Origin of the sequence: Bacillus sp. B19-2, assembly GCF_022832475.1 — a bacterium.
Taxonomy (GTDB): Bacteria; Bacillota; Bacilli; order Bacillales; family Bacillaceae; genus Bacillus; species Bacillus paralicheniformis.
The window spans coordinates 855,407-876,017 of record NZ_JALHKQ010000001.1 but is presented as its reverse complement, the minus strand read 5'-3'; the positions used below and the strand labels follow the sequence as shown (position 1 = coordinate 876,017).

Sequence of the window (20,611 nt, the reverse complement as noted above, 5' to 3'; positions counted from 1 at the left end):
CTTCCCCACGTTTAGTTCGATGTTTTTAAAGCATCCCAGTTTTTAGCGAAATAATCCCATCCTGATACGACTGTGAAAAAGACAGCCACCCATAAAGCAAGCGAGCCGAACGGGAAGGATACAAGCTCAAATGGAAGATTGTGAAGCAAAAGGGCAGAGATAGCGATGATCTGAGCCCATGTTTTCACTTTTCCAAGCATGTTGGCCGCGACGACTTCCCCTGTTCCCGCAAGGACGAGCCGCAGTCCCGTTACGGCAAATTCCCGGCTGATAATGACAATGGCCATCCAGGCGGGAGCAAGATGGTAATGCACCAGAATAATTAAAGCGGAAGACACGAGCAGCTTGTCTGCAAGCGGGTCAAGAAATTTTCCAAAGTTTGTGACAAGGTTCAGCTTTCTCGCATAATAGCCGTCAACCCAATCGGTGACAGAAGCAAAAATAAACAACAGTGCGCCGATCAAATGGGTGACCGGAATCGATTCGCTGCCAAAGGAGACAGCCCCCCACTGAAACGGCACAAGCATGATGACCATAAAAACAGGAATTAATGCGATTCTAGAAAGCGTGATTTTATTCGGTAGATTAAACATAAAGGTTCCTCCAGATATGTATGTTTTCCTATTGATGATGAACGCAAGAAAAAGTCATCTGTGCAATTAAGATGACTTTTCCTCCTTTTTATTTTGAATCGTTATGTTTTGTGTCATCACAGTCTTAGGATCGAGCTTGTAAGAAAGAACTTCTCCGTTGATTTTAATTTCAACGCCCGGCGCATATCCGATCCGCAAATCAATTTGCGATTGATCGGTAATATTCTTTTGAAAGGTTTCTCCTTTTTTCATCATTCCTTCTTTGAGGGAGCTTCCTTTCTCGTCGCGCACCCTGACCCATGAGTTTGCGCTTGCCTTTACTTCAAGCTCCAGCTTGTCGGATCCTGATACTTCATAAGTTGTGGAAGAGCCTTCGCTTGAGGTCGCTTTCATGGTCAGCTTGTCGTTCTCATCAGACTGCTGATCCTTTTTTTCTTTGTCGCCTTCAGCGCTGTCTTTCTGCGCATCCGTGTTCTGTTGATTTCCCTTTGTCAGCGGGGAATCTTTTGAGACGTCATACTTGCTTTGCGATTCCTCTGTCTTAGGCTCTTCAGCCTGCTGGTTGCCTCCGCCGTTTACAGCCTGAACGATGACGTAAATGATCGCGATCACAACGATAACGCCGGCTGCCACAAGCAGGGTAGGCAAAAGTTCAAGCGCTTTTGAGGCAGACTTGGGCAACTCTCTCTGCGGCTTGATTGAAGAAAGCTTCTCAGAAACCTCATCATTGTAAGAATTAGGGATATCTTTTTTAAACTCTTCAAACAAGAGCTCCGAGTCGAAGCCGACAGCTTCGGCGTACTGCTTGATAAAAGCCCGCACATAAAATTTTCCCGGAATGATATCATAGTTTCCTTCTTCAAGGGCTGTTAAATACCTTTTTTGGATCTTTGTGGCCGCCTGAAGATCGTCCAATGACATCCCTTTTTCCTCTCTGGCTTCTTTCAGCCGATTTCCTAGTTCAGTCACAACAAACACCTTCCATTTTAAAAATCAAAGCCGGAAAAACCTGAATGGTCAAACATCTGCGGTTCTTCAGCATGTTCATATGTAATCACCTCATCGGGGCTGTTACGCAATTCGATGATGTAATCAAAATCGTCCATCGTATATTCCGTATTTTGCACGAAAATGTCCGGATGCTCGACAACTTTGGTCGCCGGCAGCCGCATGATCTCACTGACGAGCTGCAAATGGCGTTCAGATCCTCTTCTCGTCGACACAATGCCGTCCAAAATGAAAACATTCTCCGGACTGTACTCATCGGCAATCAGCTGGCTTCTGATCGTTTGCTTCAGCAGGGTCGAAGAAACAAAAAGCCACCTTTTGCTTGCACAGACGCTTGAAGCGACAATTGATTCCGTCTTGCCGACCCGGGGCATTCCCCTGATCCCGATCAGCTTGTGCCCGTCTTTTTTAAACAGCTCAGCCATAAAATCGACAAGCAAGCCAAGCTCGTCGCGTTCAAACCGGAACGTTTTTTTATCGTCCGCATCCCGCTGGATGTAGCGGCCGTGCCTTACAGCGAGACGATCGCGAAGCTTCGGCTCGCGGAGCTTCGTCACTTTAATCGTATCCATCGTGTTCAGAATCGATTCCAGTCGCTTAATCTGATCTATATGACGGCATTTTAACAAGAGGCCTCTTCTTTGAGTATCGACGCCGTTAATGGTCACAATATTAATTGAAAGCATCCCCAATAAAGAGGATATATCTCCCAGAAGTCCGGGACGGTTGACTTGTATTTCATATTCTAAGTACCATTCGAGCTTTGCCAAATGATAACCTCCCTACCCATCATCGTGGCAAAAATTTACCTTCCTTTATCATAAAGCATTTTGTCTCAATTAGAAAGCAGAATGTTGTGATTAAATGAGAAAAACGTCCGTTTCCCATAATCGGGAAAAACCTGCTGTAACGGCGCCTGGATGATGTTTACCCTATCGGGGCGGAAAGCAAACAACAATAGCGGTGGCGCTGACAAAGCCGCGCCTATAAAAAAGAGAGAGTGAACACACTCTCTCCTTAATGCGAGCTGTTGTTTTCAACAAGCTTAACCATCACATTCGCAATGGCGCGCTGCTCTTCTTCTGAAGCCACGCTCCAAAGGTCCGCGAGCACTCGTTCTTGATGGTTCTTTGAATCAACCTCACCGGCCAAATAATCGCCGATCTCATATGCGAGATCTGAGATGGTTTCGTTTGACATACCTCTTTCTTGGGCATAGTTCAAACGGTCGCCCAAAAAGTTTTTCCACTGATCCCAATTATCCAGTACGGACATATCAGGCCCCTCCATTCTCTTGAAGTTACAGCCTTATTATGATCTGGGGGACCGCAAACTATACATGTTTTTAACAATGCCAGCCGCCATTAACTGACAAAATTTGACCCGTGATATAAGATGCCTTAGCAGAGAGCAGAAACAGCACGGCGTCCGCAACCTCTTCGGCTTCGGCGAGCCTTCCCATCGGAATCTCGTCAGCGATCATCTCTTCTTCCTCTTTTGAAAACGAGCCCATCATCTTTGTTTTCACAGCGCCCGGAGAAACGGCGTTGACTCTGATGCCGCTAGGCGCAAGCTCTTTTGCAAGGGCTTTGACAAACACATTTTGCGCGCCTTTTGTCATGCTGTATAAAACTTCGCACGACGCCCCTGTCTCACCCCAAATGGAGCTGACGGCTACAATTGCGCCGGATTTTTTCCTGATCATCGCCGGCAGCAGATTCCTCGTCAGCAGAAACGGGCTTGAGACATGGAGCTGCACCATGTCCTGCACAGCCTCATCGGTCATGTCTGTCACAAGCCCGCGGAAGCTTTGACCGCTGTTTAAGACGATGCCGTCAAGCGCCCGCCCGCCGATGGAAGCGGAAACGGCTTTTGCGCCGCCGGGGTCGGACAGGTCGCCGTGAATGATTTCGGCGTGAATACCGTATGTATGTGCCAGCCTTTCTGCAAGTGCTGCGGCTGCCTGCTCATTTGTATGGTAATGAAGGAGAAGATCATACCCGTTTTGCGCCAGCTTTTCGCTGATGCTTTGCCCGATTCCGCCGCTTGCACCGGTGATAAGAGCGAGTTTTGTCATACTATGTTTCCACCTTTCCGTTAAAAAGAAGAAAGGTTCAGCGTGCGTCGGAAAATGTCCTGACACGCTGAACTTTCAAACCTTGCTTTATGATTTTGGAACGACTTTGCAGACGGTGATTCTGTCTTCTTCGATTTCTTCCTGAATGACGCGGTGAACGTCTTCAAGCGTAATCGATTCGAGTACGGTCACGATATCAAACAGACTCGTCTCCAGAAAAGCGTACCGTGTAAACTGGTTGGCGATATACTCAGGCGAATTCATCGATTTTAAGAAATTGCCGATTTTTTTCTTTCTAGCCAGCTCCAGCTTTTCGGCTGTGACCGTTTCTTTCGCCTTGAACAGCACTTGTTTCAGCTCCTCGGCAAGCTTGTCGGGCTCAGGTGTATCGCCGCCGACAGAGACGAAGCCAAATCCGTGTTCTTCAGTATAGTCATAGCTGAATGTCTCATCGATATACCCTTTTTCATAAATTCTTTCATAATCGCTGGAGCTTTTGCCGAACAGGCACTCGAGGATGAGGTTGATAGTCAGCTCATGCTTCAGCAGGGCTTCTCCCGTATTCGTCGGATGAGCGCTTTTTAAACCGACGAGGCATTTTGAGCTTTGAACATTCATTTTAATTTCCTGTTCTTTTTTGAATACGGCTCCAGGCTCTTTAACTTCTTTGCGGACGATTTCAGGCTGGTCTGTATACGGCTTTTTCTGCTGGTTTTCGCGGACCTGGCGGATGATCGCTTCGGGATCGACCGGACCGACGACAAACAGCAGCATATTGCTCGGGTGATAGAACGTCTCATAGCATTCGTACAAAAGGTCTTTTGTAATATGCGAGATGCTTTCGATCGTGCCTGCGATATCAATCCGGACAGGATGCTCCTGGTACATGTTTTCGATCAAGCCGAAAAACAAACGCCAGTCTGGGTTGTCGTCATACATGTTGATTTCCTGTCCGATGATGCCTTTTTCCTTCTCAACCGTTTTTTCCGTAAAGTAAGGGTCCTGCACAAAATCGACAAGCGTTTCCAAGTTTTCTTCCACATTGGACGTGCTCGAAAACAGGTAAGCTGTTCTTGTGAAGGAGGTAAACGCATTTGCCGAAGCTCCCTGCTTGCTGAATTGCTGAAAAACATCGCCGTCTTCTTTTTCGAAGAGCTTATGCTCCAAAAAGTGTGCGATTCCGTCAGGCACACGGACCATTTCTTCTTTTCCAAGCGGGACAAACTGATTGTCAATCGATCCGTATTTTGTCGTAAAGACCGCATATGTCTTGTTAAATCCTTCTTTCGGAAGAACATAGACATCGAGGCCGCCAGGCATTTTTTCGTAATATAATGTTTCCTTCAGCTGTTTAAATTCGATCGTTTTCGTCAAGATGCTCCCTCCGTCCCTTTGAGAAAGTACGTTGTATCCAAATCGATTTTCTTCCCGACTTCGATAATCTCGGCTTTTGTGACGTTGTCGATTCGTCCCAGCCAGTCTTCCAGAGAAAATTCGGTTTGGGCGGCAGCCTGCTGATAAATAAATTCGACTAAGCCGTACGGTGTATCAAGCGTTTCAAGAATCTGGTTTTTAATGACGGCTTTCGTCTGGTCGATCGCTTCTTCTGTAAAGCTGCCTTTTTTCATTTCCTGGAACTGCTCCTTGATGATGTCGACGGCTTTTTGATAATTGCCGACTTCAATCCCCGACATCACCATCAACAGCCCTTTAAAGCTTTCGATTCTGGAAGCCGCATAATAGGCAAGGCTGGCCTTTTCCCTGACATTAATAAACAGCTTTGAATGTGAAAATCCGCCAAACAAGCCGTTAAACAGCTGAAGCGCCGGATAATCATCATCCGTAAAATGCGTTCCCGTCCGAAATCCCATGTTCAGCTTGCCTTGCTTGACATCCGCATCCTCGACGACTTCCTGAGGCTCCTTTGCGCGGATTTGCTCAAGCTTGTGAACGGGTCTCAGCTCCCGCTCGTTTACTTCGAAGTATTTGGAAATGTACGAATTCACCTGCTTTTCATCCACATCCCCAACGACGTAAATGTCGAGCTGGTCTTCTGTGACCGCTTTTTGATAAGCTTCATACAGGCTTTGAGGCGTGATGCCGTCCACATCATCAAGCTCTCCGTTGACGTGAAGCGCGTATGGCTCATCTTTGCACATCACCTGAATCAGCCTCAAATTTGAATAGCGCATTTTGTCGTTATAAACCGCCTGTATTCTTTGCTTTAGGGTGCGTTTTTCCTGAGACACGTACAGCGGCAGAAAAGCCCCGTCTTCAAGCGCCGGCGAAAAAATGATCTCTGCCAAAAGCTCGAGTCCTTTTTCCAGAAGCGGTGTCTGATCCTTTAAAAATTTTTCGTTTGCGATATCGAGCCTGAATGTAATAACATGCATTTCCCCTTTTTTGGAGAGGTCGCATGATACGGAAGTGCCGTAAAGTTCATCAAGATACGTTCTGAGTTCTGAAGTTTTGGGGCGGCTGCCCGTTCCCCGCAAAAGCACATGCGGAAAAAGCGCCCTCTCTGTCACATCCTCCTTTGTTAAAGGAGCAAGCATTTTAAAAATAATCGAGACGGTTTTGAATTTTTCCGTTTTGACGATGTGGCTTGTCAATCCGCGGTGCTTTCCTTTTATTTCGTTAAGGTATGTCATACTAGAACCTCCTTCGTCCTTGTTTATATTATGTATTATGACCACATTTCAGCATATGCGCTTGGACTGTATGGTTGTAATTATATCAACTGGAGGAGATTTAAGGAAACTAAAAACCTTATGAAAAAGACGGTGCAGATTTACACCGTCTTTGCCGCTTCACTTTCGTCTTCTTTCGGGTCGATATTAAACAGCACAAGTGCTAAGGCGGCTAAACCGCACAAAAGCGATACGATGAATATCAGCCAATCCGCATTTGTCATCATATAGGCGAATACCGGCGGTCCGAGCGCAACCCCGATAAACCGCATACTGTTGTAAAACGAAGATATCGTGCCGCGTTCTTCTTTTTCAATTCCCTCGGTAATCAGCGCATCCAAGGAAGGGAGTGCAATCCCGATGCCGATGCCGCCGATGGACATAAATAAAAACAGCGGGTAAAAGCTGTGGTTCCACCACAAACCGGCAAACGACAGAGACAGCAGGACCATGCCGGTCAGTACGCAGGCCTTCATCCTGATTTTGTCGTTTCCGATCAGCTTTCCGGCAAGGTAGGAGCTGACGGAAAGGAAAAGCAGCGGAATGCTGAGAAGCGCTCCTTTTGCAATCCCGTCAATGTGATGCTGCTTCTCCAAAGTATCCGACAGGTAGAAGAGAACCCCGAATAAAAGAAACATAATGATCCCGCCGATGACAAAAATGGAAACAAGCCATCGTCCTTCCCGTTTAAATATCTCCTGTACGCTCTTTGCGAAGTTTTTTAATGTTTGCTTTTCATCATCTTTGTCCTTCGGTTTGGGAACAAAGAACAAGACGAGAAAAAAGCTGGCGAGAGACACGATCGGAATAAACCAAAATGGCATGTACCAAACCCAAGATGCTAAAAAAGCCCCTAATATCGGGCTTAATACTTTACCGGCAGTATTGGCCGTCTCTATATCTCCGAGTCCCGCGCTGATTTCTTCATCATTTTGAAAAAGATCGCCGATAAACGGCATGACGATCGGCGCTGCGCCGGCTGATCCGATTCCTTGAAGAACGCGCCCGGCTAAAATCATCGCAAACGGATCTTTGAAAAAAGTTGAAGCCAAACCCGCCAGAGCTCCTCCAGCTCCCGCGATCACAAGACATGGGAGCATGATCTTTTTTCTTCCGAACCGGTCTGACATATAGCCGGTAATCGGGATGCATAAAATCGCCACGATTGAGTAAACCGTGATGATCAGCGACACTTGGAACGAAGAAATGTTTAATTTTTTTTCGATCACCGGCAAAACCGGAATCAGCATCGAATTGCCGAGCGTCATCACAAGCGGGACCGAAGACAGCGCAACAATGCTTTTCATGTCTTTTTTTCTGCTCAACTTTTTCACCCAATTCATCAGTATTTCCATCTGTTATTGTTCCGTGATGCGGACTTATTTATGTATGGGCACAAAAGGGCAAAAAAAACAGCCGCTCCTAATCGAGCGCCCGTATATCAAAAACGTTTTCTGACGACGTGAAATCTGAATTTATCGGCCCGAAAATAGTTTAAAGAATATAAAACGGGCTTATCGTTTTGGTCATAATGAGTCTGTTTGAGCAGCAGCAAAGATGTTTCAGGATCGCATTCGAGAATTTGAGAAATGGTGTCGTGATACCCGATCGGTACAATATCGGCAACAGCATAGCTGATCACGGCGCCGGATTTATCCTCAAGCCATTCAAACATCGATTCCTGCTCGTGTGAAAAGCCTTCCGGGAGGATATCCACAGGTATTTTATCAAGACAGTAGACAACAGGCATTCCATTTGCCGTTCTCACCCGCTCAAGCAAAAAGATCTCGGTTTCTTCCGCATATTGAAACCGGAGCATATCTTCTTCGGTAGGAGCGCTAACCTGTGAAGACATAAAAATGGTTCCCGGCGTCATGCTTGCCTGCTCGATCATTTTTGTGACGCTGTTCAGCTGCTCAATACCAGATAGAAATAACGGTCTGGCATTTACAAAATGTCCGACTCCATGCCTTCTGATGATGACGTTTTCTTCTTCCAGCATTCTAAGCGCTTCTCGCAAAGCTGTTCTGCTCACACCAAGCATCTTTGACAGCTCAAACTCAGACGGGAGCCGTTCATTCTCGCAAAAGACCCCATTTTGAATATCATCTTTTATCCGATCAATCACTTTTAAACATAACCGTTGATTGTCAGCTTTTATCGACATGTTTTCCCTCCGTCTGACAGATCAGATTCAAATTACCTTTAATTGAGGATAACTATATCATGTTTTGTCAAATAAATAAATAGACGTTTTCTAGTTTACATAATGAAATTATGTAAAACAAGAACTCTCTTCTTAAGAAGAGAGTTCTTCGTATTGCTCTTTTGACAAGAGGACTTCACGGGGTTTTGAACCTTCATAAGGGCCGACGATTCCCCGCTCTTCCATGGCATCGATAAGCCGCGCCGCTCTTGTGTAGCCGATGCGGAATCTTCTTTGCAGCATGGACACGGACGCCGTCTGCATGCTGACGATAAGCGCAACCGCTTCGTCGTAAAGATCGTCTGTCACTTCGCTGACCGTTTCCTGCGTCTCTTCTGGAATCATTTCTTCTTGGTATTGGGCTTTTTGCTGGCTGATGACGTGATCGACAACTTTTTCAACTTCTTCATCTGACAGGAAGGCCCCTTGGACGCGGAGCGGTTTGTTGGCGCCGACAGGCAGGAACAGCATGTCCCCTCTGCCGAGAAGTTTTTCAGCGCCTCCCATATCAAGAATCGTTCTGGAGTCGGTCTGCGACGATACGCTGAAAGCGATCCTTGACGGAATATTGGCTTTAATGACCCCTGTAATGACATCGACCGAAGGCCGCTGCGTCGCGATGATCAGATGGATTCCCGCCGCCCTGGCCATTTGCGAAAGCCTTGTGATCGAGTCTTCTACATCAGAGGAAGCGACCATCATCAAGTCGGCGAGCTCGTCCACGATCACAATGATGTATGGCAGCTCCGGCTGCTTTGCTTCTTCTGCGGCATTCATCCGTTTAATATAGTCGTTATACCCTTCGATGTTCCTCGTTCCCGTGTGAGAAAACAATTCGTAGCGCCGCTCCATTTCATTGACGACTTTCTTCAAAGCCTGCGATGCTTTTTTCGGGTCTGTCACGACGGGCGCGAGCAAATGCGGAATCCCGTTGTAGACGTTGAGCTCGACCATTTTCGGGTCGATCATCATCATCTTCACTTCGTGGGGCTTTGCCCTCATCAAAATGCTTGTAATAATCCCGTTGACACAGACGCTTTTCCCGCTTCCTGTCGCTCCTGCAACAAGAAGATGGGGCATTTTGTTCAGCTCTGCCAATACAGCTTCTCCGGAAATGTTCCGGCCGAGGCCGATCATCAGCTTTGCATCCGGCCGGTCATTCAGTTTCGATTCGAGCACTTCTTTCAAGGAAACCATCGCGACTTCCGCATTCGGGACTTCGATTCCAATCGCCGATTTTCCGGGAATCGGGGCTTCGATGCGGATATCTTTGGCCGCGAGCGCAAGAGCCAGGTCATCACTTAAATTGACAATTTTGCTGACTTTGACGCCCACATCAGGATAGACTTCATATTTCGTCACGGCCGGGCCGAGGTGAACCTGGGTGACTTTCGCCTTAACTCCGAAGCTTTGAAACGTCTTTTCCAGCTTCCTGGCATTGTCGTAAATATTCTTTTTATCCGCCTGCTGCCCTGTGTGCTTCGGCTCGTCCAGCAATTGAATCGTCGGAAGCTGATAATCCTTGTTTTCAAGCTCTGTGAACGTGATCTCGGGCGCGGCTGCAGCCTGCATGTCCTCACCCGTATCAGGCTCAGGAGAATGCTCTGCAGGGACAGGCGCCTGAGCTTCGTACGCTTGAACTTCGGGCTTTTCATCACGGTCGGAAAAGCTTGAAATAATCGGTTCTGACTGAATCACCGGATCTGGTTCAGGCTCCGCTTCTTGTACAGGCTCTTCAGTCACTGTCCGTTTTCTCTGCGCCTTTTGTTTTTTTCCTGATTTCTTTTTGGGCGAGCTGCTTTTCAATTGTTTCATGTCTGCTAAAAAGGCCTGCCACTGGTTTTTAATGAAGGACGCGACCGGGGTCATCCATTTGATCAGCGTCTCCTGCAGCGAACGGTCCGTAATCAAAAGAAGGCCGATCAAGATCAGGAAGACGGCGATGATTTTAGACCCTGCAGATGCAAACAGAAAGTATGACGCCGCAAATAAAACGGCTCCAATCATTCCGCCTCCAAGATCAGGGGATCCTGTCTCGCCTTTTACATCCATCAGAAACAGCTCCCACGTATTTTGGATCACGCTCGGAGACTGAACGATTCCCCTTTCGGTCAAATGCTGAAACAGCTGGACATGGGAAAGAAGCAGCATGCTTGCGATGATGCAGTAAAGGCCCGCTTTTCTCCTCGTCAAAAAACTGGGTGTTTTCTTCTTCCAAAATAAAGACACGCCCGTTAAAAAGAGGCCGAGAAAGCAAAGGATGAACCATTCACCGGCGAAAAAGCGGAACATGTAAATGAACGTTTGCCCTGCTACGCCAAGCTGCAAAACCGCAATAATCGAGATGGCGATACAGATTAATCCGTACAATTCAAATTTAAGATGAATCCGTTTTTTTCCTTGTTTTTGTTTCTTTGTTGATTTTCGTTTTCTTTTTGCCATGTTCCATCACCTTACTGCGTGTTAAAAAATGTAAAAACAAAGAGAAAGCAGCCTTTTTTCGGCTGCGATTTTCCTCTGGATTCCCCTATTATAGCATATTTATCCTTGCGACACTTCAGCTATTTATAAAATGTCAGTTTAAGCGTCTGTCCAGGTGCCGTTTCTTGTTTTAAAAAATCCATCGGGTTCGTGCTGAGAACTTGGACGACTCTTGCTTCCTCTCCGTTCATTTCAACTAAAAGGGGCACGCCGTTGACATCGATCTGTTTTAAGTTCGAGTTTTCCGCCTGCCCTGCGAACACGATTTCCTGCGGCATTGTCGTATACAGAATCATTGGATCATCCCTTCCTGGGCGCCCTTGTTTTGTTCGATTAATTCATTCAGCTTTTGAATCGCCTGTCCGACTCCGCCGGTTTCATCGATTAATCCGTATTTTACGGCATCGTTTCCTACGACATTCGTCCCGATGTCGCGGGTCAAATTGCCTTTTGAAAACATCAGTTCTTTAAATTTGTCTTCCGATATGTTCGAATGACTTGTCACGAAATTGATGACCCTTTCCTGCATTTTATCGAGATACTCAAATGTCTGCGGGACACCGATGACAAGCCCTGTCAGTCTGACCGGATGGATCGTCATCGTCGCTGTTCCAGCGATATAGCTATGGTCGCAGGACACCGCAATTGGAACTCCGATTGAATGTCCGCCGCCCAGCACGATAGAGACCGTCGGCTTTGACAGAGACGCTAGCATTTCCGCAATCGCAAGGCCCGCTTCAACGTCTCCTCCGACCGTGTTTAAGATGATGAGCAGCCCTTCGATTTTAGGATTCTGCTCTACTGCAACGATTTGGGGAATCACGTGTTCATATTTTGTTGTTTTATTTTGGGGAGGAAGCTGTACGTGACCTTCAATTTGCCCGATAATGGTCAGACAGTGAATGTTCGTATCCTGCCCCATTTGCGGGAGTGTCGTTTCGCCGAGCTGCTGGATTTTGTTGACGAGATTGTCTTTTGCGTCCGGCTTAGCCGGCTGCTCCCCCTGGCTGTCCCCGTTTTGTATCCGGTTTGAGTCCATCTGGCTCACCTCTTTCTCGAGTTTCTTTTGTATTATGGACAATGGCGTTTTTTTCATTCAACGCAAAAGGCATGAAAAAAAACCAAGAGAAATCTCTTGGTTTTATACTTCCATGATGATTGGAATGATCATTGGTTTTCGTTTCGTTTTTTCGTATAGGAACTGGTTTAATGCGTCACGCATCGCCTGTTTTAAGGCGGACCATTCGACGACGGCGTTTTCTGTGCTTTCGTTGACGAGTTCTCTGACAAGCTCCGTCGCTTCAACGATCAGCTGTTCAGATTCTCTGACATAGACAAAACCTCTCGTGATAATTTCGGGTCCTGATACAAGATGTTTTTTCTTTCTATCAAGGGTAATCACAACGATTAAGATTCCGTCCTGGGACAGAAGACGGCGGTCTCTGAGCACGATATTGCCGATGTCGCCGACACCGAGTCCATCGATCAAAACATTGCCTGAATGCACTTTATCGCCGATTTTCACGTTTTGTCCGCGGAATTCCACGACGTCTCCTTTTTCAATCAGGAAAATGTCGCTCCGTTTCATACCGATTTCTTCGGCAAGCTTGGAATGCGCTTTTTGCATTCTGAATTCACCGTTTACTGGGATTAAATACTTCGGCTTCAGCAAGTTGAGCATCAGCTTCAGCTCTTCCTGACAGCCATGGCCTGATACATGGACGCGTTTTTGGGCGAATACGACCTGCGCGCCCGCTCTTGTTAAGAGGTCGACCGCTTTGGAGTAGACAAGCTCCTGCCCCGGAATAGGGGAGGATGCGATCAGGACGGTATCCCCTTCCTCAATGTCAAGCTGCTTATGCCCTTGTTTTGCGATCCTGGTCAATGCGGCGAGCGGCTCTCCATGGTTGTCCCCTGTCAAAATCGCGACGTCTCTTTTCGGATACTTTTTAACTTCCTGGACAGGGATGAACAGATCTTCATCTGCAGTGACATACCCGAGTTTCATCGCCAGCTGGAGTATCGACGAAATATTTTTTCCTGAAACCGCAAGCTTCCTGCCATTTTGGAGCGCGGCATCAATGACCTGCTGAATCCGGTTAAAGTTAGACGCAAACACGGCAATAATGACGCGGTTTTCGGCATTGTACATCACATCGGATATCTCTCCGCCGACGACTGCTTCTGAAGGCGTATAGCCCGGTTTCTCGGCATTGGCACTGTCGGAAAGCAGACACAGCACACCGCTGTTGCCGATTTTGGCAATTTCGCCGATGTCGCTTGTCTGGTTTAAAACAGGTGTCTGGTCAAATTTAAAATCGCCAGTGCACACGATGGATCCGAGGGATGTTTTAAAGCTGACACCGACGGAATCCGGGATGCTGTGATTTGTATTGAAGAATGACACCTTTGTCGATTCAAATGTAATAACGGATTTTGAATGAATTTCTCTTAAATCGGGCTTTTTGTTTACACCGTACTGCTTCAGCGTTTCCTTTAAAAGGGCGAGCGTCAGCTTCGTTCCGTAAACAGGCACAGAAAGTTTGTTCAGGCAGTAAAATACGCCGCCGATGTTTTCCTCATGCCCGTGTGTGAGAAAAATCGCCTTTACGCGGTCAGATCGTTCAATTAAATATGAAATGTCGGGAATGACCACATCGATACCCAGCATTTCATTTTCTGGATGCATGAGACCGGCGTCAACCACGAATATGTCAGAATCGATTTCAATGACATAAAGGTTTTTTCCGATCTCTCCGACGCCTCCTAAGGCGATGATTCTAATATTTTCTGTATTTTTTTTCAAATTGTAATCCTCCTAATCTAAGTACCCGTCCATCATCACTTGTCCCTATTATACCTGAATCTAAATTTAGAAAACAAGAACCATTATGTATATGACAAACGGTCATCCCCTCCAAAAGAGAATGACCGTTTTCGTCCGTATTGTTTTTTACAGGCCGTTCATCAGGCTGCTTAAACGGAGTCGTTCATCTTCATTTAGCGGAATCAAAGGGAGCCGGACGGACCCGACGTCAAGACCCTTCAGCTGAAGAGCCGTCTTTAATGGAGACGGATTCGGTGCGGCAAAAAGCCCTTTCATCAGCGGAAGCAGCTTTTGATGAATCAAAGCAGCCTGAGCCGTGTTCCCCTCTGTATAATGTTTGATCATTTCCTGCATTTCCGGTCCGATGATGTGTGATGCAACGGAAACGATTCCTCTCGCTCCTACGGACAGCGCCGGCAGTGTCAGGCTGTCATCTCCTGAATAAACGGCAAAGTCCTCAGGGGTTTCAGCTACGATTTTTGTCATCGCATCTAAGTCGCCGCTCGCTTCTTTAATCGCAATGATATTTGGAATCTCCGCAAGGCGGATCGTCGTTTCCGGTGCGAGCGAAGCAGCCGTTCTTCCCGGTACATTATAAAGCATGACAGGCAGTGATGTTTCCTCCGCAATCGCTCTGAAATGACGGTACATGCCTTCCTGAGAAGGCTTGTTGTAGTACGGAGTGACGAGCATGACGGCGTCAGCGCCGGCTTCTTCAGCTTTTTTTGTCAGCTTGATCGACGCTTTCGTGTTATTGCTTCCCGTGCCGGCGATGATCGGGACGCGGCCTGCCGCTTCCTTGACGGAATATTGAATGAGCGCTACCTTTTCTTCTTCGGAAAGCGTCGGCGATTCTCCGGTTGTTCCGGCAACCACCAGGGAATCCGTCCCATTGTTTATTAAATAATCGATCAGCTTTGACAGTTTTTGAAAATCGATATTTTCATTTTTGTCAAAGGGCGTAACCATTGCGGTTGCGATATTTCCAAAATTCATTTTTTTCACCTCATCATGATTCAATCATATTTATTTTGACAGTTCAAACACTTCATGCAGCGCATTTACGGCCGTCGACATATTTTTCTCGTGCACGAGCACCCATATCGTCGTATGGCTGTCAGCAGACTGCAAGATCGGAATGCCTTTTTCTGATAAAGCGGTAACGATTTTTGAGGTAACGCCCGGAACGCCCATAATTCCCGCGCCAACTGCTGACACTTTCGCGCAATTTTTCGTCACGCCAGGTTCATAGCCCAATTCTTTCAGGATGCCAGAGGCGCGGTCGGTCATGTTACCAGCCACCGTGTAGACAATTTCACTTGGTGTAATATTGAAGAAATCGACGCTGATGCCGGCGTTCGCCATCGCTTTAAACACTTCAGTCTGTACGTTATATTGTCCTTCTTTTGCTGGGACTTTAAACTGTGTCACGTCTTTAACATGGGCGATGCCTGTGATAAGCCGCTCAAAAACGTCGCTTCCGGCTTTTGAGTTGTGATGGCTTGTGACGAGCGTACCCGTCTCATTTGAATAGGTTGAACGCACGCGGATCGGCACTTTCGCCTGCATTGCGATTTCAACGGCTCTCGGGTGGATCACCTTAGCCCCCTGATAGGCTAAATTACAGATTTCCGTATAGGTAATCACAGGCAGCGGCTTCGCTTTTTCAACGATGCGCGGATCAGCGGTCATGACGCCTTCGACATCTGTATAAATATCGATAAATTCCGCGTCCAGCGCCGCGCCGAGCGCAGCGGCCGATGTATCGCTTCCGCCGCGGCCGATCGTTGTGATGTCCCCTTTTGCAGTCGCGCCTTGGAATCCTGCGACGACAACCGCATCATGGTCGGCCAGCATGCTGACAAGCCGCTCAGGCTTCATTTCGAGAATCTTTGCATTCGTATGGCTGTTGTCCGTTAAAAAGCCCGCTTGCGCACCGGTTAAAGCAGCTGCTTTAATCCCGTTTTCCAAAAGCATGCTGGCGAAGACAACAGAGGAAATCGTTTCTCCGCATGATAAAAGCATATCCTGCTCGCGCTCGGTAATCGTATCCTGTCCGCCGTAGAGCAGATCAAGCAATGAATCAGTCGCATACGGATCGCCTTTCCGGCCCATGGCCGATACGACGACAACCGCTTTGTATCCTTCATTGACCGCTTTCTGAATATGGCTTAAGGCAAGCTTTCTGCCGCGGTCATCTTTTACAGACGTTCCGCCGAATTTTTGAACGATGATTTTCACTTTATTTCACTCCAAGTTGATTTCGGACGTAACAGAAGAGAGCAGGCTTTCACTTTTGCCTCACTCTCTTCTCACATCCCGTTAGAAATCTTAAACTAAATTTAAAGCTTTTAGGCTTTCTGCGATTTGTACGGAATTCCATGCTGCGCCTTTCAGCAGGTTGTCGGAAACGATCCACAGATGGAAACCGTTCGGGCGGTCAAGGTCTTTTCTCACCCGGCCGACAAACACGTCTCTTTTTCCTACTGCATCTGCAGGCATCGGATAGACCTGTTCAGCCGGATCATCCTGCAGAACGACGCCTGGAGCTTCTTTTAACAGATTTTTAATATCTTCTGCTGTCACATCATCACGGTCTGTTTCGATGTAGACGGATTCTGAATGCCCTGTTGCAACCGGCAGTCTGACACATGTGGCTGAAACTTGAAGCTCAGGCATGTGCATGATTTTTTTCGTTTCATTTATCATTTTCATTTCCTCAAACGTAAAGCCGTTTTCCTGGAATTTATCAATTTGAGGAATAGCGTTAAATGCGATTTGGTAGTGTTTTTCATCACTCTTCACCGGCATGATCTCAGGCTCGAACGGTTTGTCGTTCAAAATGGCTTCGGTTTGCCCGTAGAGCTCTTTTACCGCTTCGTTTCCGGCTCCCGACACCGCCTGATAAGTCGACACGATGATTTTGTTTAAACCGAAAGCCTTGCGGATCGGTTCGAGCGCAACAACCATCTGGATTGTTGAACAGTTCGGATTTGCAATAATGCCGTTGTGCTTGTGCAAATCTGCCTCATTGACCTCAGGTACGACGAGCGGAGTGTTTTGGTCCATCCGGAACGCGCTCGTATTATCAATGACGATCGCCCCGCGTTTGACAGCCTCGTGAGCAAGCGCCTGCGAAACGCTTCCCCCCGCGCTGAAAAGCGCGATGTTGACGCCTTCAAAACTCTCTGGACGAGCTTCTTCTACAGTGTACTCTTCACCTTTGAAAGTCTGCTTCGTACCTGCTGAACGTTTTGAGGATAATAAAGTCAGTTTATCCAGTTCAAAATTCCTGTCTTCTAGTGTTTTTAACATTTGCTGTCCTACAGCGCCTGTCGCACCAACTACTGCTACATGTAATCCTCTGCCCAATTGTAAAACTCCTTCCACCTTAATCGTCGTAAACGATTGGTTGACTATGCATTTTACATTTTATTTTAACATAGATGTGTGCCGTGGTGATTGATATTTTTTGTTACAACTTTATTTTCAAAAGATTTATTGATCATTGTGGACCAGGATGGGCTGCAGTTGTTTATGGGAGAGCGCTTCTTCGACCGCCGGCACTAAAAGATCCATTTTGGCGACGAGCGAATTCGGCTTTTTATAAGGATCATCCTGGCCGAACGGAATAAAGTAAACGTTTTTTGCCGCCATCAGCTTCATCAAGTTGACGCCGTTCAAGCCGAGCGCGTCATTCGTTGAAATGCCGAGGACGACGGGACGGGAGTTTCTCATCGTCGCCTTGGCCGCCATGAGAACCGGACTGTCCGTCTGGGCGTTCGCGAGCTTGCTCATCGAATTTCCCGTCAGCGGCGCAACAACCATGCAGTCCAGCGGCGTTTTTGGTCCGAGAGGCTCCGCTTTCGGAATGGAATCAATGACTTTAAATCCAGCCAGTTCCTCTATTCTCCTGACCCATTCTTCCCCTTCTCCAAAGCGCGTGTCCGTCGACTTGACAGTATGCGTGACGACCGGTCTGACTTCAGCTCCTTTGTTGATCAGCGCTTCGATTTGCGGAAATACGGCATCATACGTGCAATGCGAACCCGTCAGACCAAATCCGATTCTTTTTCCTTTGATCGACATTTATGACAGCCCCTTTCGGTCAGTTGTTAATTCAGTCAAAAGGTTGCACAAAACATTGGCAATGATCTGTCCCGCCGTTTTAGGCGCGACGATCCCGGGAAGTCCCGGAGCAAGCAGCGCTTTAATGCCTTGTTTTTCGGCAAAATCAAAATCGGTGCCTCCGGGACGGGTTGCTAAATCGAGAATTAATGTTCTGGGTGTCATTCGTGAGAGGACGTGTTTATCGAGAATCAGGCTTGGAATGGTATTGATGCAAATGTCGATATTTTCAACATGCTCTGCAAGTTCGTTTGTGTGGAAAGGAGTGAGGCCCATCTCCATGATTCTGGCGAGGTGGGCGGAGTCGCGCGCTCCGACTTTTACGCGTGCGCCGAGCGCCGAGAACGTCCGGCTGATGCTCATTCCCGTCCGCCCGAGCCCGAGAACCATCACATTCGAGCCGTGAATCGTAAAGTCTGTATGCTGTATGGCCATCATAATGGCACCTTCAACTGTAGGTATCGAGTTGTAAATCGCAATATCGTCTCTTTCAAAGAGCTTGACAAGACGGCGGTTCGCCCCTTTGGCCATGCCGTCTAAATACTGGTTTGAAATCCCTGAATAAATCGTACAGTGAGGCGGGGTTTTTTCTAAATGTTCCTGTTTTAACACCACTTTTTCATTGGAAAAAACAGTCGCAACCGTTCCTTCCATCGATGTGCCCGATACAGGCAGAATAATGCTGTCTATTGTGCCAAAGTCAAGTTCGTTCAGCTTTAGTTTTGTAGCTCCGGTAAATCCGTGATCAAGCTGGTCAAAACCGATTAAAAAGACCTTTGCATCCTGTTCCGTCAGCTTGCGGATGATCTCGAGCTGCCTTGCATCGCCGCCGATGATTGCAATCGTCAATCCGGTTAACATGGCTCTATCATTCACCTTCTTTTTTGACAAGGATCTAATTCATAAGCTAATTTCATCATATGACAAAAAGGAAATAGCGGTGAATTGAAATCCAGAAAAACAAAAAGCCCGCCCCAAGGGACGGGCGGGTCTTCCAGCCTTGCTTATTCTTCTTTTGTCACGCTGCTTTCCGGAACATCCAAAATGATCATATCCGTTCCGATTTTTTGAATCTGCGACCAGGGCACCTTGATGTCATTCCCCTGTTTTCTGCCAAGTCCGAACCATTTAACAGAAGGGATGATAAGAGCGGTAATCTGTCCGTCCTCCTCATTGATCTCAAGATCCGTCTGCCCCAGTACGCCGAGCCGTTCGGCCCGCTTGACATCGACGATTTCTTTTCCCGAAAGTTCACTCAGCCTCATGAAAAAACCCCCTTTTGTTATGATGTATGAACCGATAACAAAAAACATGCCTGCCTAAAAAGACAAGCATGTTGTAAGGAAGCATTATTTCGGCAGCTCACCCGACGGACTGATCAATGCAGACGAGTAATCATCGGTGAAAATCCGGTTGGCAAGATTGTTCACACGCTCGAGGCTGACGGCATTCAACTTTTCGATGATTTCATCAAGCGTCCGGTGTTTTCCGAGCAAAAGCTCATTTTTGCCGTTGCGGCTCATTTTGCTGTTTGTGCTTTCGAGACTGAGCATCAGGCTGCCTTTCATTTGCTCTTTGCTGTTTTCAAGCTCTTTCGGTGTAATTCCGTCGCTTTTTAGCACGCGCAGTGTTTCATGAATTGTTTCTGACAGAAGCTGAAGCTGATTTGCGCCGGTTCCGGCGTAGATCGTCATCATGCCGCTGTCTTCATAGGAAGTGTGGTAGCTGAACACGGAATATGCAAGACCTTTATCTTCCCGGACATCCTGAAAGAGGCGGCTGCTCATGCTCCCTCCCAAAATATTATTGAGAACGATCAAATCGTAGATTTCCGGGTGGCCTGCTTCCAGCCCGTTGAAGCCGAGGCAGAGGTGAGCCTGTTCGGTTTCTTTTTTCCGCGTCATTTTCTCATTGTGAAAATCCGGTTTTGTCATGCCGGTTCTTTTGCCTTTGGCTTCATATGAGCCGAAATGCTTTTCAGCTTCTTTTATAAAAGCTTCCGGCACATTTCCGGCTATCGAAATGACGACGCGGTCAGGCGTGTAATATTCGTCCATATATTTTCTGAGCGAATCTCCGTCAAATTCAGCTAGCGTCTCCTCTGTGCCAAGGATCGGATAACCGAGGGAATGGCTGCCGAATGACGCTTTGCTCAAGAGATCGTGGACGATGTCGTCAGGCGTGTCCTCATACATTTTAATCTCTTCATAGACGACGTTTTTTTCTTTTTTCAATTCTTCCTCGTCAAATGATGAATGAAAGAACATGTCAGAAAGCACTTCCAGAGCATAGCTTGCATGCTCATCGAGAACTTTGGCGTAATAGCACGTATATTCCTTTGAGGTAAACGCGTTGACCTGTCCGCCGATTCTGTCGAAAGACTCTGCGATGTCCCTTGCAGTGCGCGTTTTAGTCCCTTTGAAAAACATGTGCTCAAGAAAGTGCGAAATACCGTTAATTTCAGGTGTTTCATGTCTTGATCCGGTACCAATCCAAACTCCGATGGCCACAGACCGGACAGTGGGATTGTTTTCGAATACGATTCTTACCCCATTTTGACAAGTATACCGTTTAATCAAATTTGTTCCTCCTATTCAAAGA

General features: G+C 47.1%; 20 protein-coding genes. All 20 read right to left on the bottom strand.

Going from position 1 to position 20,611, the window contains the following annotated elements; translation table 11 throughout:
* Positions 1–11 precede the first annotated feature (11 nt).
* Positions 12–593 (bottom strand): CDP-diacylglycerol--glycerol-3-phosphate 3-phosphatidyltransferase, encoded by a 582-nt coding sequence (gene pgsA, locus MST20_RS04535; RefSeq protein ID WP_003181921.1) that lies wholly within the window; start codon positions 591–593, stop codon positions 12–14.
* Positions 594–659: 66 nt separating this feature from the next.
* Positions 660–1,562, bottom strand: a complete 903-nt coding sequence (locus tag MST20_RS04530; protein ID WP_347880853.1) for a helix-turn-helix domain-containing protein — start codon at positions 1,560–1,562, stop codon at positions 660–662.
* A gap of 17 nt (positions 1,563–1,579) precedes the next feature.
* Positions 1,580–2,371, bottom strand: a complete 792-nt coding sequence (locus MST20_RS04525) for a YmfK family protein (protein WP_003181917.1) — start codon at positions 2,369–2,371, stop codon at positions 1,580–1,582.
* A gap of 247 nt (positions 2,372–2,618) precedes the next feature.
* Positions 2,619–2,876, bottom strand: a complete 258-nt coding sequence (locus tag MST20_RS04520; RefSeq protein ID WP_075752761.1) for a DUF3243 domain-containing protein — start codon at positions 2,874–2,876, stop codon at positions 2,619–2,621.
* A 70-nt stretch (positions 2,877–2,946) separates the two neighbouring features.
* Entirely contained in the window at positions 2,947–3,678 is a 732-nt protein-coding gene (gene ymfI, locus MST20_RS04515; RefSeq protein WP_243940358.1) for an elongation factor P 5-aminopentanone reductase, read from the bottom strand.
* 87 nt (positions 3,679–3,765) lie between these two features.
* Positions 3,766–5,052, bottom strand: a complete 1,287-nt coding sequence (yfmH, locus tag MST20_RS04510) for an EF-P 5-aminopentanol modification-associated protein YfmH (protein WP_243940356.1) — start codon at positions 5,050–5,052, stop codon at positions 3,766–3,768.
* Positions 5,049–6,329 (bottom strand): EF-P 5-aminopentanol modification-associated protein YfmF, encoded by a 1,281-nt coding sequence (gene yfmF / locus MST20_RS04505; protein ID WP_243940354.1) that lies wholly within the window; start codon positions 6,327–6,329, stop codon positions 5,049–5,051. Before yfmF ends, yfmH begins: the two co-directional genes overlap by 4 nt.
* A gap of 140 nt (positions 6,330–6,469) precedes the next feature.
* A complete protein-coding gene (gene bcbE / locus MST20_RS04500) occupies positions 6,470–7,675 on the bottom strand; it encodes a bacillibactin exporter BcbE (protein ID WP_243940352.1) in 1,206 nt (401 codons plus the stop codon).
* Between the two features lie 134 nt (positions 7,676–7,809).
* A complete protein-coding gene (locus MST20_RS04495) occupies positions 7,810–8,535 on the bottom strand; it encodes a GntR family transcriptional regulator (protein WP_243940350.1) in 726 nt (241 codons plus the stop codon).
* Between the two features lie 132 nt (positions 8,536–8,667).
* Positions 8,668–11,016 (bottom strand): DNA translocase FtsK, encoded by a 2,349-nt coding sequence (locus tag MST20_RS04490; protein ID WP_243940348.1) that lies wholly within the window; start codon positions 11,014–11,016, stop codon positions 8,668–8,670.
* Positions 11,017–11,135: 119 nt separating this feature from the next.
* On the bottom strand, positions 11,136–11,351 hold the full coding sequence (locus MST20_RS04485; protein WP_003181904.1) for a YlzJ-like family protein: 216 nt from the start codon (positions 11,349–11,351) through the stop codon (positions 11,136–11,138).
* Positions 11,348–12,094 (bottom strand): ClpP family protease, encoded by a 747-nt coding sequence (locus tag MST20_RS04480; RefSeq protein ID WP_165426997.1) that lies wholly within the window; start codon positions 12,092–12,094, stop codon positions 11,348–11,350. Before MST20_RS04480 ends, MST20_RS04485 begins: the two co-directional genes overlap by 4 nt.
* 102 nt (positions 12,095–12,196) lie before the next feature.
* On the bottom strand, positions 12,197–13,861 hold the full coding sequence (gene rnjB / locus MST20_RS04475; RefSeq protein WP_243940346.1) for a ribonuclease J2: 1,665 nt from the start codon (positions 13,859–13,861) through the stop codon (positions 12,197–12,199).
* Between the two features lie 147 nt (positions 13,862–14,008).
* A complete protein-coding gene (dapA, locus tag MST20_RS04470; RefSeq protein ID WP_075752777.1) occupies positions 14,009–14,878 on the bottom strand; it encodes a 4-hydroxy-tetrahydrodipicolinate synthase in 870 nt (289 codons plus the stop codon).
* A gap of 30 nt (positions 14,879–14,908) precedes the next feature.
* Positions 14,909–16,123 carry an aspartate kinase gene (gene dapG, locus MST20_RS04465; protein ID WP_243940344.1) on the bottom strand — a complete coding sequence of 405 codons (1,215 nt, stop codon included), beginning with the start codon at positions 16,121–16,123 and terminating at the stop codon, positions 14,909–14,911.
* Between the two features lie 90 nt (positions 16,124–16,213).
* Positions 16,214–17,254 (bottom strand): aspartate-semialdehyde dehydrogenase, encoded by a 1,041-nt coding sequence (gene asd / locus MST20_RS04460; RefSeq protein WP_025811420.1) that lies wholly within the window; start codon positions 17,252–17,254, stop codon positions 16,214–16,216.
* A 126-nt stretch (positions 17,255–17,380) separates the two neighbouring features.
* Positions 17,381–17,971, bottom strand: a complete 591-nt coding sequence (gene dpaB / locus MST20_RS04455) for a dipicolinate synthase subunit B (protein WP_243940342.1) — start codon at positions 17,969–17,971, stop codon at positions 17,381–17,383.
* Positions 17,972–18,871, bottom strand: coding sequence for a dipicolinic acid synthetase subunit A (gene dpaA, locus MST20_RS04450; protein ID WP_243940340.1), 900 nt, complete (start codon positions 18,869–18,871; stop codon positions 17,972–17,974).
* Between the two features lie 143 nt (positions 18,872–19,014).
* Positions 19,015–19,275: a YlmC/YmxH family sporulation protein gene (locus tag MST20_RS04445; RefSeq protein ID WP_243940338.1), complete on the bottom strand. Its 261-nt coding sequence runs from the start codon at positions 19,273–19,275 to the stop codon at positions 19,015–19,017.
* An 84-nt stretch (positions 19,276–19,359) separates the two neighbouring features.
* Positions 19,360–20,589, bottom strand: coding sequence for a M16 family metallopeptidase (locus MST20_RS04440; RefSeq protein ID WP_243940336.1), 1,230 nt, complete (start codon positions 20,587–20,589; stop codon positions 19,360–19,362).
* Between the last annotated feature and the right edge of the window lie 22 nt (positions 20,590–20,611).